This is a genomic window from Microcoleus sp. Pol7_A1, from assembly GCF_036701085.1.
GTDB lineage: Bacteria > Cyanobacteriota > Cyanobacteriia > Cyanobacteriales > Microcoleaceae > Microcoleus > Microcoleus asticus.
Genome location: NZ_JAUBQD010000002.1, coordinates 107,871 through 125,805, shown reverse-complemented (window position 1 = coordinate 125,805; position 17,935 = coordinate 107,871). Strand labels below are relative to the sequence as shown.

Sequence of the window (17,935 nt, the reverse complement as noted above, 5' to 3'; positions counted from 1 at the left end):
GGTGAGGGATAATCGGTTCAGGGACTCTAAAAATAAATAATGTTGGAAAGTTCATCGAAAAACACCGCTCGAATGATTGTTCGCGATCGCCAAGGCCGAGAATACCGCCTGCAAGTAGACCCGGACGAAGACCAATATTTCACTGCAAAACTCCTGTACCGCAACAGCGAAGTTGGTAGGATTCAATGCGTTTTGTATCCGCCCGATAAATTGGTGATAGGCGATATCTTGATTCGCGACGATGTAATTCACGCTCCAGAACACTTATGGGCAGATATTTTGAGACGGCTAGTTGAACCCAAACCTATCGATTACCGCCGCAGGGGACTGGGAACTCACCTGTTGCAGTTTGCGGTAAAGAAAGCTCGTCAGCGGGGAATTAAGCGAATCTGCGGTTCTCTAACTCAAAAAGACATCAACAATAATCCCAACCTCGTCAAATGGTACAAGAAGCATGGATTTGAAATAGTTCCGCCTTCACAGGAGAACCTCAAAGAGGCAGTTTTAGGAATTTCTCTGGATTTAGGAGAGAAATCAAATTAATTACGCCTTAGCTACTTTGATTTGGGTCTTCCTGTGTAAAATTAGGAACGATTTGTCTCTACTTCAAACTCGGTGAAAACCTTTGCTTGCTCTAATACCAACTCGATCGCAAGAGCTTGTATATCGGGCGGATATCCATATTGTCTCAATAAACGTTTAACCATCACCTTCATTCTGGCTCGGACGCTTTCTTTGAGATTCCAGTCGATGGAAGCGTTTTTGCGTACCCGTTCTACCAAGACGATCGCCAATTATCGCATTTGGTCTTGTCCCATTACATCCCGCGCACTCTGGGTTTGGACCTGGTTGTTACCCCCAGATTTGCCGCTTGGATGAGATTTTAAGGGAGACGGCAATTAAGTCTCTATCCACAGGGTTTAAGAAGGTTGAAAAGACTATTTTGTAGGAAGTGGCTAGGGAGTACGCATGACTCATACTGAAATTCAGCCTTGGTTATTTGCGATCGCGCCTTTACCTGGAGAAAGTTTAAGTCATTTTTTAGGGCGGTTTAGGAGATGCAACCACTTAACGCCTAGTAGTTTAGGCCAGATAGCGAAAATTGGGGCTGTAGTGTTACGTTGGGAACGCTTTCATTTCAATCCTTATCCTACTCAGCAGGAGTTTGAGGCTTTGGCGGAGGTGGTAGGGGTTGAGGTTGAAAGGTTGTGGGAAATGCGGCCGCCAACAGGAAAGAGGATGAAGTGCGAACCGATTCGATTATGTGGTGCTTGTTATGCTCAGTCGCCTTGTCATCGGATTGAGTGGCAGTTTAAGTCTGTTTGGAAGTGCGATCGCCCTCAGCTTAAGCTTTTAGCTAAGTGTCCCCAGTGTGAAGCACAATTCAAGATACCTGCACTGTGGGAGAATGGGAGATGCGATCGCTGTCGGTTGCCGTTTGGGGGATGGCAGAGTATCAGAAGGCTATTTGAGCGAAGTGTTTTTCTTGATAAAGTTCGTGTTCAGCAGCTACCAGTAACTTTCGCGATGCACTAGAAGCTTTCGTTAGTCCGCTGCAACACAGTTGTTAAACTGCTTTGCCGAAAAAAGTCCTCTACAGAGACTAAGTAATGTCACAGGATAACACGCTCAATTCACCCAACTTTGCTTTCCTAAAGGTTCACGAACCACTGTTAGTAAGCTTAGGGACGCTGGCAGAGCAATACTTTGCCACTGACCCAGTAACCTGTTTGATGAAACTGCGTCAGTTTGGGGAAGTCTTGGCGCAATTGGTCGCCGCGAATGCTGGTCTTTACAAGAGTGACACCGATGAATCCCAAATTGAGTTACTTAACCGCTTACGGGATAAGGGCTTTCTTCCTGGTCGGATTAACCAATTCTTCCACGAGTTACGCCGCGCGGGAAATGATGCCAACCACGCCCTATCGGGCGACCATCGCGCAGCATTAAGTAACTTAAAGTTGGCCAGGGAACTGGGTATCTGGTTTCACAAGAGTTTTGGTAGAGATACGAACTTTAAAGCTGGGGCGTTTATTCCACCACCTGACCCGGTGAGGGAAACCGAGGCACTCAAGCAGGAGTTAGAACGGCTGCGGCAGGAAGCCAACGAAAGCCGAACGGCTGTGGAAATGGCGTTAGCGAAAGTAGCGGAAGAGGCGCAACTGAGACAGTTAGCCGAACAGTTGCTGCAAGACGCTGAAGCAGAAGCAAAAGAAGCCTTGAACCATCTGACTCAACTGCAAGCGAGTGCTGTTAGTCAGCCCCCTGAAGTTCTACAACAAACCATTAGCCAAGCACAGCAGGCGGAGAAGGAAGTTGTTCTGGATGAGGCAGAAACACGTCGTTTAATTGATGCTCAGTTGAGGGCAGGGGGTTGGGAGGTAGACTCAGAGGAACTTACCTATGCTAGTGGCACCCGTCCTCAAAAGGGGAGAAACTTAGCGATTGCAGAATATCCCACAGCAGACGGACGCGCTGATTATGCGTTGTTTGTGGGATTGCAAGTTGTGGCGGTCGTGGAAGCCAAGCGCAGGAGTACAGACGTTTCCGGTGCAATTGACCAGGCGAAGCGCTACAGTCGGGGCTATCAAATCAAGGGGAACGAAACCTTACCAGATGGCAGTCCTTGGGGTGAGTTTAAAGTGCCGTTTGTCTTTGCAACTAATGGCAGAGAGTTTTTAGAGCAACTGCGGACGAAAAGCGGTATTTGGTTTTGTGACTTACGCCGTCCTGAAAACTTGCGCCGTCCTTTACAAAGTTGGTATTCTCCCCAAGGATTACTCGATTTACTCGAACAAAACATTGAGGAAGCGCATCGGAAGCTGGCTCAAGAAGAGTTTAACTACAACTTCACGCTGAGGGAGTATCAGAAAAAGGCAATTCAGAAGGTTGAGGCAGCGCTTGCCTCTGATAAGCGGCAACTCTTGGTGGCGATGGCGACGGGGACGGGAAAAACCAAAACCTGCATTGCTTTAGTCTATCGGTTGTTAAAAACTAAGCGCTTTCGTCGGGTGCTGTTTTTGGTAGACCGCACAGCGTTAGGGGAACAGGCGGCGAATGCGTTTAAAGATACTCGGATGGAGAGTCTTCAGACATTTTCCGATATTTTTGAGATTAAGGAATTGGGAGAGCGGGACATTGACAGCGATACTAAAGTTCATATCGCTACTGTCCAAAGCTTTGTCAAACGCTTGCTTTACCCTTCCGATGAAACGACGATCCTAACCGTTGACCAGTATGACTGCATTGTGGTGGATGAGTGCCATCGGGGGTATTTGCTTGACCAAGAGTTGAGCGAAACAGAATTAACGTTTCGGGACTTCAACGATTACATTTCTAAGTATCGGCGGGTGCTGGATTACTTCGATGCGGTGAAAATTGGTTTGACGGCAACTCCAGCGCTGCACACGACGCAAATCTTTGGAGAACCTGTTTACACTTACAGCTATCGGGAAGCGGTGATTGATGGCTGGTTGATTGACCACGAACCGCCCTATCGGATTAGGACTGCCCTTTCTGAAGATAGTATTGTCTGGAACCCAGGCGACCAGATGGAGTTTTTTGACCCCAAAACAGGGCAGCTAGATTTAGTTCACGCCCCGGATACTGTCCGGATTGATGTTGAGCAGTTTAATAAGCGGGTGGTAACGCAAGAGTTCAACCGAGTGGTTTGTGAGTATCTGGCGGAAAATATTGACCCTGCGTTACCAGGCAAAACGCTGATTTTCTGCGTTAATACCGATCATGCCGATATTGTGGTTGATCAATTGAAAATTGCTTTGGAAAACGAGTATGGTAGCGTCGAAGATGACTCGGTGCTGAAAATTACCGGGAATGCCGATAAGCCGTTGCAGTTGATTCGTCGCTTTAAAAATGAGGTCAATCCCAAAATTGCGGTGACAGTAGATTTGTTGACGACGGGGATTGATGTGCCGGAAATTTGCAATTTGGTGTTTATGCGGCGGGTGAATTCCCGGATACTTTACGAACAGATGTTGGGGCGGGCAACTCGACTGTGTGACGAGATTGGTAAAGAGGTGTTTCGGGTGTTTGATGCGGTAGATATATATACCGCCATCTCAAAGGTGTCCGAGATGAAGCCTGTAGTCAATAAGCCCGATTTTTCGTTTAGCCAGTTGGTCGATGAGTTGGGAACGGTGCAAGACTCGGCAGCGATCGCAAGTATTATTGATGAACTGTTGGCGAAGTTGCAGCGCAAAAAGCGATCGCTCTCGGATGACAGCAAGGAGGCAATTGAAACACTGGCGGGAATGCCTGTTGAGGGCATGGTAAGCCATTTACGCGAATCTAGCCCCAGTGAGGCGGCGCAGTGGTTGCGGGATAGAAAAGAAATTGCCCAAATGTTAGACCGACGGGATGGCGGGATGCAAGCAGTTCTCATTTCCCGCCATCAGGATGTGTTGAGGAGTGTGGAACGAGGCTATGGGGATGCCGAACGCCCGCAGGATTATTTGGACAGCTTTAGTGCCTTTTTGCGGGAGAATTTGAATAAGATTCCGGCACTGCTGGTGGTGACGCAGCGTCCGCGCGACTTAACGAGGGCGCAACTCAAGGAACTGCGTTTGTTATTGGATGCGGCGGGGTTCTCGGAAACTAACCTACAAGTGGCATGGCGGGAGACGACAAATGAAGATATTGCGGCTTCGATTATCGGGTTTATTCGGCAGGCGGCGTTGGGGGATGCGTTGGTGCCTTATGGCGATCGCGTGGATCAGGCGATGCGGAAAATTCTCTCTAGTCGCACTTGGACTGTACCCCAGCGCAAGTGGTTGGAGAGGATTGGTCAACAGTTGAAGGTCGAGGTTATTGTAGACCGGGAGGCACTAGACCGGGGACAGTTTAAGGCGCAAGGCGGTTTCGAGCGAATTAATAAAGCGTTTGATGGTCACTTAGAAGAAATTCTAGTAGAGATTAATGAAGGCCTTTGGTCGAATGTTGGTTAAAATGTGCAATGACTAAAGCAACCCAACTCATTAAAAAACTTGCAAGATTGAAGTATCTGTCGCTATCAGAGCTATTTGGGCTACAAGTTATGATTTACAGCGTAAATACTGTTGAAGATAATATTCGCCCTGCACTTTACCCTTGGTTAATATGCCGAATGAATCTGATGAGTTTGATGAATTACTGAAAAACTTTCACGGTGAAGAGAAAGAAGTTTCCATTTTGTTCGTAAATCTTTACGGAGTTGAGCGCTTAACTCAGCACATGGAAGTAGAAGCTCGCGTCGAGCTGTTCCACCACTATTTTCAAGTGATGGTGGAGACTGTTTTTGAACATCAAGGCACAGTAGATAAATACATTGGCTCAACGATTATGGTAGTTTTTAAGTCACCAATGCCCCTAGAAGACCATGCGCTGATGGCAATTAAAGCGGCATTGGCAATGCGAGAGCGACTACCAGAAATCAACAGTGCCTGGTTCCCAGAAGCGCAACATCCGCTAAGTATAGGAATCGGCATCAATACAGATCGTGTTTTCTGTGGTAATGTTGGTTCCCCTCAACGAATGGAGTTCACTGTGGTGGGGCATGGGGTGAATGTGGCTAATCACTTGAGTCAACAAACGCAGCAATATGGCGGCGACATTTTGATCGGTCAAAAGACGTATGAAAGTTGTGCCGAGTATGTTCAGGTCAGAGAAAGAGACTCGACCCAACTGAAACCTGAAGGAAACCCATTCAAGGTTTATGAGTTGATTGGATTAAATGCTTAATTTTTGTCGAGCCAAAATCTTGCTTTATGACCGCAACGACTGATATTGTCCAAAAACTCTGGAACCTATGCCACGTCCTGCGGGATGACGGCATTACTTACCTGCAATACGTCACTGAACTGACTTACCTGCTGTTCCTCAAGATGGCGCAGGAGACGGGGGTAGAAGACCAATTGCCCCAAGGGTTACGCTGGGCAGATTTGACGGCGAAAGAGGGGATAGAACAATTGACATTCTACCGCTCTCTGCTGCTGGAATTGGGATCTAAAGCTTCATCGCTACGGGTGCAGGCAATTTTTGCCAACGCTCAAACGGCGCTGAAACAACCGCGCATTTTAAGTAAGCTGGTCGAAAGTATTGATAAGTTGGACTGGTATTCTGCCAAGGAGGAAGGGTTAGGCGACCTCTATGAGGGGCTGTTAGAGAAGAATGCCAGTGAGAAGAAGTCCGGGGCAGGGCAGTATTTTACGCCGCGTCCGCTGATTGACTGCATGGTGTCGTTGATTAAACCGCAAGCGGGGGAACTGATACAAGACCCAGCAGCGGGAACGGGAGGGTTTTTGATTGTGGCTGACCGCTATATTAAACAGCGCACGGATGATTTGTTTACCCTTTCGGAAGCTGACCAGGTGTTTCAACGGCAGCAGGCGTTTTATGGCATGGAGTTGGTGCAGGATGCCCACCGCTTGTTGTTGATGAATATGATGCTGCACGGGATTGAGGGGGAGGTGACTTTGGGGGATACCCTTTCACCGGATGGGCAGCGGTTGGCGAAGGCTAAAGTGATTTTGACGAATCCGCCTTTTGGTACGAAGAAAGGGGGTGGCAGTCCGACGCGGGATGATTTTACTTTTCCCAGCTCGAACAAGCAGTTGGTGTTTTTGCAGCACGTTTATCGCAGTCTGCTACCCGAAGGACGGGCGGCGGTAGTGTTACCAGATAATATATTGTTTGAAGATGGGCAGGGGCGCAATGTCCGTGCTGACTTAATGGATAAGTGCAACTTGCATACGATTTTGCGGCTACCTACGGGGATTTTCTACGCCCAAGGGGTCAAGACGAATGTACTGTTTTTCCAAAGGGGAACGACGGAGAAAGGCAATACTAAGGAAGTGTGGGTGTATGACCTGCGGACGAATATGCCCAGTTTCGGGAAGCGGATACCTCTGATGCGATCGCATTTTAATGAGTTTGAGTTGGCGTATGGGGATGACCCGAATGGGAAGACTGGGCGTGTTGACGAAGGAGAAACGGGGCGATGGCGCTGTTTTACCCGTGAGGAGATTGCCAAGCGGGGGAATAATCTCGATATTTCTTGGTTAAGGGATGAGAGTTTGCAGTCGGAGGATGGGTTGCCCGAACCGGAGGTGATCGCGGCTGAGATTATGCTAAGGTTGCAGACGGCGATGGAGGAGATGGAAGCGCTGACGATACTGTTGGACGATGAGGAAGAGACTGAAACCGCGCTTCTAGACCCAGAATTATTGAATAGTGAAGGTTTAGCTTAAATAATTAAATGAGAGAGAAAGAGGGCTTATTTGATTTACCTGAGAGTTGGTCTTGGACTATTGCAAGTGAAGTCTGTGCTTCTGTTAGGGACGGAACACATGACACGCCTAAGTATGTTGAGAAGGGAATTCCTTTGATAACTTCTAAGAACCTAAGAGAAGGTGAATTAGATTTCTCAACAGCAAAGTTTATTAGTCTTGAAGACCACCAACAAATTAGCATTCGCTCAGGTGTTGAAGATGGTGATGTCCTATTTGCAATGATTGGAACAGTTGGAAATCCTGTTCTAGTCAAAGCTGATAAGGAATTTAGTATAAAAAATGTAGGTCTTTTTAAAAAGAATGATTCTGTTATTGATTCAAGATACTTAAAATTTTGGCTGTCTAGTTTCACTTTAGATAAGCTGATTGAAAAGCAAAGTTTATTAAAAGGAACTACTCAAAAATTTGTTCCTCTCGGTAACCTTAGAAATTTACCAACTCCTCTTCCACCCCTCAACGAACAACGCCGCATAGTTGCCAAGATTGAGGCGTTGAAGGCTCGGAGCCAGCGGGTGAAGGAGGAACTTGAGGCGATCGCCCCCCTCTTAGACCAGTTCCGTCAATCAGTCCTCGCTGCCGCTTTCTGTGGCGACCTCACCGCTGATTGGCGAGAGAAAAACCCTGATGTTGAACCTGCAAGCCGCTTGTTACAGAAAATTTTGAAAGCACATGAATTGGCAGGAGGACATAAACGAGGAAATGCAGCTCCACCTACAGATGGTGTTCATAACTTAACTTCCGAGACATTTCCTCAAACGTGGGAAATAGCTGAATTAAAGGATATTTGTGAACCTGGTCGCCCTATAACTTATGGAATTTTAAAACCGGGTTTTGATGTACAGGATGGTGTACCTTATATTCGAGTTGCAGATTTTCCCAATGACCAGCTTAATCCAGAAAGCATTAGAAAAACTTCCAGTGAAATAGATGCACAGTATGCAAGGTCTAGATTGAAGACAGGGGATTTACTACTTTCTATCCGAGGAACTGTTGGTCGTTTATGTAAAATTCCTACTCTATTAAATGGAGCTAATATTACCCAAGACTCGGCCAGATTAAGTATTCAATCAAACGTATCCTCTGACTATGTTTTTTTGTTTATTAAAGCTCAATCAACTCAACAGAGAATGCAAAAGGCGATTAAAGGAGTTGCAGTTCGAGGAATCAATATTGGAGATGTTAGAGCCATACAAATACCGTTACCACCGTATTTAGAGCAACAAGAGCTTGTTCGCCGAGTAGAAGCTCTCCTCAAAACTGCTGACTGCATTAAGCAACAATACAAAGAAGCAAAATCCCATTTAGACCAACTCGATCACTCGATCCTTGCCAAAGCATTTCGAGGCGAACTGGTTCCCCAAGACCCCAACGACGAACCCGCCTCCGTCCTATTAGAACGCATCCGCGCCGAACGGGAGAAGCTGGATACAAAGAAAAAGGCAAAAGGTAAAAGTGAAAAGAAAAGCCGCAAGGCACAACCTGAACCCGCAGAACCGAAACAATTGAGCTTACCGGGATTCGAGTAACCCTGTAGCTCGCGTCAAAGCCACCATCACTCAGAACAATTACTGCGTCAGAACCTAATGCTATTCAAAACGTTGAGAAAAGGGGTATTGGCTCGGGTCATCGTAGGTGCAGCCGTGATAGTATTTGCGATCGCCCTACAACTCTGCTCAATCTCAGCATATCGACTTCCCGCCTGAAAGCAAGAAAACCCAAAACGCGATCACTTAGAGCAGTCAAGATGTCACTTTGGCGAACTTTACCGGACATGGCTTCAGGAATCTGATGAATCCTTAACCAAACTCCTCTGTTGCCCGAAGCTGGTCAAATTCTGTTGTAAACGTTGATGAATGCGATCGCTCCAAAACGGCACAACAGGCAAACCTTGATTAATCGTTTTCAACGCCCAACCACTGTCAAAGCTTACCAAATATCGCCACTTTTAATCCAATAACAGCATAAACCGTTTCATCTGCCCTTCTAACACAGACGGCTGAAACAGCCACGACTCAATAGCTTTAAGAGTTTCCAGTATTTCCTGACATAGCTCAAAACTCAAACCCATAGACAGCATAATATTCCATCACAGTCAGCGCCAACAAGTCCATTGGCGAATAATAGACATTTCGACCCTCAGCACTCTTGATCCCACTTTCCGCACCCTCCACTGTCACAATCGGTTTTGGCGGAATTTTGTGAACCCAACTAATCATTTTTTATACACACAAGTTGGAAATTGGACTTGCGATCGCCAGTTCAATTTCGCCAAACTCCGAAAATTCGTAGTGTGACAGTTCAGGGTGCGGAATGTGGGTTAGACTGGCAAAGCTAGGTCAGATTCCTCTTCCGTCTCTTCATCCTCGACGATTGCAAATTCGCTGATGTAATCTCGCACTACACGCTCGAAGAACAGGGGAGCAGGTAAACTTGACCAGTCGCTGTAGTGACCGAACCTATAGCGCAGAGATTCTACAAGGGAAGCAAGGCGATCGCAATCATCTTTTTCCTGTCGCAAGGTAACAACAATTTCAAGAGGATTGGGAGTTGGCCATTGTCCTGTAAATGGGAGATAAGTTCCGAGATGGTGCAATTCTAACCGAGCTTTGTTATAAACTTTGGCTTTAGAAGCATCAGATTTTTTAACAGGAGTGTTGATTTCTATCGCTCGATAGCAACTTTGACCGCGTTTTTTTCCTGGCTTGTTATTTCTTACAGATAGATAAGCAACACAACCAGTTTGATTAATTTCGCTGTTTTGATTAGTTGGAGTCAGCCGAAATAACTTCATTGCACTGGAGGCAGAGGGAATTTCAAAGGTTGAAGTTAATTCTTCTTTTCTTCGCGTATCTTCCAGAACAGTTTCTGCAAAACATCTTACTTTTTTATCGAGAATTCCAGGGGCGAGGTCTTGGCGAATCCGAACTATCCGTGCGCCTTTCCACACGTCTTGCATCCGCTCATACTGCTGACCGAGGTTAATTTGATTTGCATTCATTTTAGAATCGGCAAGCCAAGGCCAAAGTTGCACACAGTTGGAAGAATCAATCATCACTAATGGTTGATTTCCCTCGTCTACAGAATTGGAAATAACCTGCTTGACAAATTTCATGAAACGAATTTCACGCCCCTTTTTGTCAGTAGCCAGTTTCACGGGGGAAATTTGGGAAATGAAGGCGATTGCATCCGAAAACTTACTCCAAGGACTGATTTGTAAATTATTACCGTTTTCATAGGCGCAACACAGTTCAGACTCGCCTGTTTCCACCTTGAGACGCATAGCAACTGGCAAAAATGTAATGCCAATATCACCGCGAACTCGACCTTTCTGTTTGCGGACGATGGTAATTCCTATAATTTCTTTAGGTCTGGCTTCTACTGGAATGTCTTTTAGCCACTGGTCAACCTTTTCCTTGACATCATCAATGCGACCAGAATGAGCTGAAAGTAAGTCTTTTAGAGCAGCTTGCACTCGATGGGAAAAATTATCTAGTTTGAGAGTTTTTTTCTCCTTAGTTGTTTCAATGGGTAGCAGAAACTGCGCGCAGGAACCAGCGATTGTAGCCAGTGCTTGACGGGATGAGGGTTTATTAACCGAATCATCATGTTTCTTGTTTGGATACCATTCCGATGCCATTACGAGGCAAAAAGTGCGCTGTTTGCGTAAAGCCAGTTTTTTGACGATCGATTCCCAGGCTTTTATTCGGTGGCGCGATCGCTCTTTCGCTTTCAAATTTGCATCGGGAAAGGACTCTCTGGGCCCGTGAGTGTTTGCTGGCAACCGATTAGCTATGAGTTCGATATCACTACCCCAGAGAAGGGGAATTATCGCTTGCAGCATTTTCACTTCGGTTTGACATTGTTCTTCATAAAAGACAACAAGCAACAGTTTTTCATTAGGATATAGCCGACGCATAGCTTCCTGGTTTGCCTGAATTAAAGCTTTGAGTTCTTTTAATTGAGACACTAATTCAAAGGCTTTTTTGCCTCCGTCAATATTTTCTAACTTGATGTCAAGGTGTTTAGTCAGCAAGCTGTTTAACTCATTGTCCTCAAAGCTTTCTAAATATTTGGGAGTAAAATCAGAACAGTCACCTTTTTCAATAATTTCTAAAGCAGCACCTAACAGAGTAGGCAGATTAATCATGCGCGAGGCTGTATTGTCTTTTTTGTGGCTTTCACCTTTGATTTTCACGGGTGAGTAATTCTCGAAAGATTTGAAGCCAATGGGCTGGAGAATTTCGGCAATCTTTTCAAAAGCTTCCAACTTATCAATTTCCGGTACGCCTACGTCAATCCCGTGTTTCCCTTCTTGCAATCCGTTGCGGTGAGTTAACACCACTTGGCAGCTATCCGTTGAAGCTTTCCCCAATGCAATTTGAGAACCATCAATATTTTGACCGTCAGGCGTTTTTATCGGGAGTTTTAGCTTGCCGCGCAAGGCTTCAAAATCTTTATCGATCGCCCAAAACCAATTTTTCTTTTTGTCCTGTTGATTTTTATCCTGTTTTTCGGACTTAGAAAGCACCGTGTAGCGAAAGGTGCGATCGCTGTAGTTTTGAGAAAAGACAAACCCGCTAATATTTGCTGAGTTATAGCGTGCAGGTTGTAACCCACTTAACCAGCGGCGTTTGGAAACATCTATCTTCAATAAAGGTTGGTGCAAAGAAGGATAGGTAACAACTTCTAAGCTTACCACCAAACTGAATTTTCCTGTAGTGTCGGGTAGGGCGATCGGATCGGTAATCAATTCGGCCATCCCAGTTGTGAGGCTACCGCTGCTGGAAATAACGCGCTTCATTGTTCCTAGCCCCTGAAAAATCTCTTTTCCGGCGATCGCGCGAGCTGCATAATCGACTAACACCCGATAATCATAAGTCTTTCTAGCCTGAGCTGTTCCTGTTGCTTCTGACCATTTCCAAGGTAAAACTTGAGACTCAGACGGAGTAATTGTTAACAACTCCTTTCGATCATGCAAATCTTCCAAACTGTCGATAACTTCCAATAGCCCATCTTCTTTTTCAGAAAAAGGTTTTAGGAAATTTGTTATCCATTCGTTGATAATTGGGCGTAACGCTTTCTGGATATCTTGTGTACTTTCGGAATTTAAGTAAGCAAATGGTTCCGGATCTTTTCCACTTTTGGAATTCAACGAAAACAGACTCAAACCTACATTTGACTGAATCCGCGCGGCACTGTCAAGTCCTACTTCTAACAAACCTAGCAGGGACGAATAAGGGAGATTTTTACTAGCTGAATCGCCCTTGGTAGCAGCTTTTTGGATTGTCGAAAGCTCATGCAAAGCAGATTTTGTCCAAGCTAGCTTCAAGCCTTTGACTGTTACTGGCTCGATATTATCTGGCACGGTAAAAGCTAGGGGAATCACTTTCAGACTTTTGGGCTTGCCGAGAGGAATGTAAAGGGTGTCTGAAAGCACAGTCGCTTCAGTTGCTTCGTCATCATCGGATTCAAATTCGTCAAAATTTTCGTCATTCATGGTTGCATCTCCAATAATACAATACGGTTCAGTTAAGCCCGATCCCCCCTAGCCAACCCCTACTCCCCTTAATAAGGGGGACAAGAGAACCCGGTTCCTTTGGTGGGAGTGCGTCCAGGACTGCTTTCCTTCACCGTCATCATCGAATTTAATTTTGTCAAAATTTTCGTGGTTCATGGTTACATCTCCAATAAAGATGAAAAATCATCAAAATCGTCTTCTTCCTCTGTCAAACCTTCTGAATCCCGTAAACTTGGCGGGTAAACTACGCCCTCAATGCGTTGCAGAGGATCGAGAAATGCACCGTAAAGTTCTTGATAAATTTCTCGAATCACTGGCTCGGGATGCTTGACGCATTCTTCTAAAATAATTCGCATTTGAACTAACATACTGTCCCGCCCAGAGTCAGGTTCCTTTTTAGTGGATTTAATTGCCCAAGCTGCATCGACAAAGTAAACTTGTACCGGACACCCATTTCGCATCCCGCGCCCGATGGTTTGCAAAATTCCCACCATCTGATTTGCCGTAAACGGTTTGAATAAATCTTCACCCAAACGGCTAGCCATTAGAGGTTCGCGCAACAGCCGATTCGCCGTTTTCCAGAGTTGTTTTCTCGACTGTTTCCAAGCATTAGAAATTGCTGGCAAATCTGCTGCTTCAGTAAAAACTCGACTGTCAAATTCTTGGGTAGCTTTTCCAGCTAGGCTGTACAAAAGTTGCGTATCGTCAGTCGTCGGGTGGGGACGGGTGAGGAAATAAATTGTACCAATGGCTGCATCGAGTTTCCTATCTCCTTTGGTGAAAACAATATTTACGCCTCTACCGATCGCCAACAGCGGAAAAATGATAATATCGCAAGTTTCATCATCTCCTAAAGCCTCGCACTGAGCAGTTGTAACAAAATCTGTTGGTTGCTCTCCGGGTTTGAGTAAATTAACAACTGCTTTGGTTCTTTTGCCGATTTCTGGATGATAATCGTTGATAAATTTCTTAATGGTACGAGCTTGTTCGTAGCTGTTAACAATTAAGGCTGCTTTGCGGTAAATATCATGTCGCACGTCAAACTTGAGGATGGATTTGTAAATCTCAGATTTCTGGTTTCCTCCCCGCACCAGCGCGTCTACCATTTTTTCTAAATTGCGATCGCGCAGTTCGCCTGCACCGCTATATCGGAGAGGTTCATCGCCCCGTTCGCGATCTGGCAGCCATTTGAAGCGGTAGATGCTCTTTTTGGGATCGTGTTCTGTTTGGCGCGGTTTCAGGAGATAATCCGGCCCAGAGTTAATGTGATAAGCAGGACTTGCTTCGAGAAATGAGGTAGCGGAAGTCATTAAAACTGCCGGCCCTGTAAGTTCGCCATCTGCCTCAAATAACTGATGAAAACGGTGCATTAACATCCGAGGCGCGCCCACAAAAATGATATAAGACAGTTTTACATTGCGAGCTTGAGTTCGAGTAGTTTGTGCCGATTCAAAACTGTATTTTACGCCAGAAAAAGACCCCAAAATATTCTCAGGGATTAGTTGTCGCAGTTCGGGTGTTGCGGTTGATTCGACAATCGGTTCCCGAATCAGTCCTTCTGCTACCATTGTTCTCGTTTCAGGCACGATCCGCTGATAGCCTAAAATCACAAAAGTAACGCAAACAAGTAAGGTAATCGTATCCTGAGCTTCGGCTGATGCAGTGGCATCCTTAAAACACAAAGGTAAAAATAATTCGGCAATTTCTTTAACAATTTTGTCGCGCCGTTCGATCAGATTCTCTGCTAAATAACGACGAAAATAAAGAATTTGAGTTTCCCATTGGTGTTTGAGGGTTTCGCCGTTGAGTCCCAGCCTTTGAGCGCACAGCTCCAGGTTGAGCCGATCGTCCGGTTCAATGCCAGTGCGATCGTAAAAAGCATGGTAAGCTGCCGTTTCCCAGAATTCAGTTAAGGCTCGACTTTTGCTAAATCCTTGTTTGACTTCTTCTTCGTCGAGGCGATCACGTTTAGAAGTTTTCTCAAAGCCATCCAACAAATCGCTGACAATTCTTAGAACGGTTAATAACTGATTCTCATAGCGTTTGCCGACTGGCGATGAGGGCATATTTTGAACGGCAGTAATTAACGATGTGTTACGATCGCCAAATTCCGATAAATCACGGCTGTAATGTTCTACATTGCGATCGAACAATCGATAATTTTCACCACGAGCAAAACGATTGTGAATTTGTTCTTGAATAACTAAATGGATAGAATCTGCCGCACCTGAAAGTTTTAAAGTGGCTGCACCGTAAGCATCCAAATTAGATTGCACCATATCTGCTTCATCAAAAACTACGACATCGAATGTCCGGGCAATTAATTCAAAATAACGAATGCGATCGCGAATGGCATGGGGTGGTACTTCCGTATCCATTGAGAGAACGTGGCCGACCCAAATATCAGCATCTAGCAAATCGCGGGGTGCTTTGTGGCGACCGCACATCGTCCAAACGGGACAAAGATATTTTTTCATCTCCCCTTTTTTGCCACCGCTTTGTAAAATTTGATTGCAGGGTGCATAACCAAATTCCCACATTGAAGTGTCAGCAGTTGAAAAAGCAGGCAAGACGCAATTTAAGCCAAAAGTTTCTGCCTGTTCCAAACTATAGGCAAAGCCGCCATTTCCCCCTAATGCTGCGATCGCCTCGGCAATATTGTTAGCGTGTCGGCGACGAGTTCCATCGCTTTGACCGACTAGCATTCCCACTTTAACTTCGTGAAATGCTAGTTCTGCCATGTACTGTCTAGCAACTTCAATGGAGGGAAAGACAAACATCGCTTTATAACCGCGTTTTCCCAACCACACAGCTATCAATACCAGCAAAGTTGTTTTGCCCGATCCAGGCAGTCCAATTAAGTGCTTGAGGCCTTCTAATTCGATGACTGTTTCTTCCCGCAAACCCTTACCAATTTCTGGGACTTTAAGCGCAAAATGTAGAAACCGTTTTACCCAGTTACCCTGTCTTTTTTCAGGGTGATTTGCTTCGCGTTCATCCATCTCAACTGCTAACTCATACAGTTCCGAAAGGGGAATGCGGATTTTTGCTTTCGGCAAGCGAGCGAGGGAATGGGTGCGGCGCGGCGCAAGTGGGGCTGCGATCGGCCCAATTGGCACTCTCGCGGCTGTTGTTTCTTCACCTAAAGCAACGGCCATTTGCTGGCGGGGATCGGCAAAGGTGGCGCTGTAAAATTGGTGTGCCAAAGGCTGGCCCAGAATTTGACGCGCTTGGGCAATTAAAGGGTCTTCTAGGGGGTCTGTGCGTTGAAAGTGAAGTGTTTCTAAGTTAATTTTATAGGTTCCTTGAGTTTTGTTGCGGTAGTGGCGATCGTTATAAATAGCAACTGCGTGTTTCACTGACTGTTCTGTTACGTAAGCCAGCGACATCAGGCGCATATTGAAAATGGCTTGGCGGGCTTTTGCCAACGCGGGTGCATTGATGATACTCGCCATTCCCGATATCGTTAAAGGGGCATATTCTAGGGAATTAGTCTCGATAAATTCTGCCATCAAGACACACAGCCAGCAAATGCGATCGACCCCAGTCCAGAAATCCGGTTTAGTTCTCATATTTAATTTTCTTTAACAACTGTATGACTTGTGAAACCGACAGAATTTCGAGAGTAGCTGGATCGCCTTTTTTATCGATCGCAGACTGAAAAGTAGAGAGGTAATCTGGCCGCTCCTCAATTAATTGGTCGCTGACGGCAATGATGCGGCGACGGTAGTGAACCAGCCCCCCGATGCCAGTGCGGTTGAGGCGCAAAGCAAGGGAGACAGGACTGGTGTATGACTTAGCATCAATGCCGATATTGCGACCGTTAATTCCTACATCGCATAGGTCGGATTCTGGGTAAAGTTCGGCATCTAGTCCGTTTTTTATGGCTGCCTCAAAAATTGCTAATTCGTCGATTGCCGGCCCAGTCCAATAGGTTAAAATTTGTGGCTGGGCGATGAGCAAGCGGTCTTGGTTTGGGTCTAATTTCTCCGAAACTTTTGCTTTTGAGGAGTTGTGACCGAGGCATTGGCGAATCGGACATCGCCCATCGGAAAAAAGTTTTCGATGGGGATAGGGGCGCATCAGCGTACCGCAATACGCGCAGCGATGAGCGTGTCCGTCAATTAACCAGAGATCGGGCACACTATCAAAAAAGGTGTCAACAATCATTCCCTGTAAAGGGGTTAAATCGTTGTCACGTAAGTAGTCTAAAAGTTGGTGTTCTCCGATGAGCGATCGGCTGCCAAATAGCGATCGCAAAGCCGTATAAGCTTTGTGCTGGCGGCGAATCCCCAATCGTTCAGTTGCCTCGCGCAACCGTTGGTACAGGCGGTGTTCGATGATATTATCTTCGCCAAAAGTACCTTTACTGTTGGCAATTACTGCACAATCTTGGGTTGGTACTCGCAAGTCTGGATCGATGAGAATTACTTGACCAGAGTCAAAATCGGCGTGACAAAAAATATCTAAGTCCCACTTATCAAGGGGATATCTAGCACGTTCCAAAACGGTATGCACGCACGCGGCGCGATCGCTTTTTCCAGATTCGATATACAGCCTGCCCAACTTGCACATAGCCCGATAAAGTTCCGATGGCATACTATCGTCTTGGCGAACGATGTCTCGATTGAGAATTCTTGTGTATTGTCGCAGAATTCCCTGGGCCAGCAATATAACAGTATCTTCAGCGAGATCGATCGTGCTGGCGTGTCCTGTGGGTAATGGCAATGTCGTTGTTTGCATTTGTGGCAACCAGGTGGGGTCTTGACCATCAGCCTCGGCAAGAATTTGTTGCTCCAAAGTTGCGTCCGGGAATGAGGGTAAAACTTGAGCGATCGCCGCCAGTGTCCAGCCCCGCTTCAGCAGCAGCGCCACTGCCAATCCCTCCAGAATTTGGCGAAATCTAAATTCTTGCCCTTTGGGTTGCGACAAGAGCTGCTTCGATCTCCACAGCCGGACTGTTCGCACCGCAGGCGGTTCCACAGACAACCCAAGCTGCTCAATTTGGCGCTTAATTTCCTTGGCGATCGCCTCAGCAGTTCCCTGCCACTGACGAATATCCTCAAAGTCCATGACTGTAAAGCACCTAGCTTTTTACATTTATATGTTTACACTAAACGATGTAAATAAA

The 17,935-nt window shown here is 46.0% G+C and carries 11 protein-coding genes; 6 read left to right on the top strand and 5 right to left on the bottom strand.

Annotated elements, in window-relative coordinates; genetic code table 11:
• The first annotated feature begins 39 nt into the window (after positions 1-39).
• Positions 40-543 (top strand): GNAT family N-acetyltransferase, encoded by a 504-nt coding sequence (locus QUA20_RS02025; protein ID WP_333184938.1) that lies wholly within the window; start codon positions 40-42, stop codon positions 541-543.
• 41 nt (positions 544-584) lie between these two features.
• Here the strand turns inward: QUA20_RS02025 and QUA20_RS02020 are convergent, their stop codons facing one another.
• Positions 585-794: a type I restriction enzyme endonuclease domain-containing protein gene (locus QUA20_RS02020; RefSeq protein WP_333184935.1), complete on the bottom strand. Its 210-nt coding sequence runs from the start codon at positions 792-794 to the stop codon at positions 585-587.
• A gap of 175 nt (positions 795-969) precedes the next feature.
• Here QUA20_RS02020 and QUA20_RS02015 point away from each other — a divergent pair, with 175 nt between their 5' ends.
• The 5 genes from QUA20_RS02015 to QUA20_RS01995 all read left to right on the top strand — a co-directional run bounded on the left by QUA20_RS02015 (position 970) and on the right by QUA20_RS01995 (position 8,812).
• Entirely contained in the window at positions 970-1,536 is a 567-nt protein-coding gene (locus tag QUA20_RS02015; protein WP_333184932.1) for a TniQ family protein, read from the top strand.
• Positions 1,537-1,610: 74 nt separating this feature from the next.
• Complete coding sequence (gene hsdR, locus QUA20_RS02010; RefSeq protein ID WP_333184929.1) at positions 1,611-4,964, top strand: type I restriction-modification system endonuclease; 3,354 nt, start codon at positions 1,611-1,613, stop codon at positions 4,962-4,964.
• 151 nt (positions 4,965-5,115) lie between these two features.
• Positions 5,116-5,736: an adenylate/guanylate cyclase domain-containing protein gene (locus QUA20_RS02005; RefSeq protein WP_333184927.1), complete on the top strand. Its 621-nt coding sequence runs from the start codon at positions 5,116-5,118 to the stop codon at positions 5,734-5,736.
• Between the two features lie 26 nt (positions 5,737-5,762).
• Complete coding sequence (locus QUA20_RS02000; protein ID WP_333184925.1) at positions 5,763-7,244, top strand: N-6 DNA methylase; 1,482 nt, start codon at positions 5,763-5,765, stop codon at positions 7,242-7,244.
• A gap of 8 nt (positions 7,245-7,252) precedes the next feature.
• Positions 7,253-8,812 carry a restriction endonuclease subunit S gene (locus QUA20_RS01995; protein ID WP_333184923.1) on the top strand — a complete coding sequence of 520 codons (1,560 nt, stop codon included), beginning with the start codon at positions 7,253-7,255 and terminating at the stop codon, positions 8,810-8,812.
• 525 nt (positions 8,813-9,337) lie between these two features.
• On the opposite strand, the gene QUA20_RS01990 is transcribed toward QUA20_RS01995, so the two are convergent.
• The 4 genes from QUA20_RS01990 to QUA20_RS01975 all read right to left on the bottom strand — a co-directional run bounded on the left by QUA20_RS01990 (position 9,338) and on the right by QUA20_RS01975 (position 17,877).
• Complete coding sequence (locus QUA20_RS01990; RefSeq protein WP_333184920.1) at positions 9,338-9,502, bottom strand: hypothetical protein; 165 nt, start codon at positions 9,500-9,502, stop codon at positions 9,338-9,340.
• A 101-nt stretch (positions 9,503-9,603) separates the two neighbouring features.
• A complete protein-coding gene (locus tag QUA20_RS01985) occupies positions 9,604-12,783 on the bottom strand; it encodes an RNaseH domain-containing protein (RefSeq protein WP_333184917.1) in 3,180 nt (1,059 codons plus the stop codon).
• A 179-nt stretch (positions 12,784-12,962) separates the two neighbouring features.
• A complete protein-coding gene (locus tag QUA20_RS01980; RefSeq protein ID WP_333184915.1) occupies positions 12,963-16,376 on the bottom strand; it encodes a pPIWI_RE_Z domain-containing protein in 3,414 nt (1,137 codons plus the stop codon).
• A complete protein-coding gene (locus tag QUA20_RS01975) occupies positions 16,366-17,877 on the bottom strand; it encodes a restriction endonuclease-related protein (RefSeq protein WP_333184912.1) in 1,512 nt (503 codons plus the stop codon). Before QUA20_RS01975 ends, QUA20_RS01980 begins: the two co-directional genes overlap by 11 nt.
• Between the last annotated feature and the right edge of the window lie 58 nt (positions 17,878-17,935).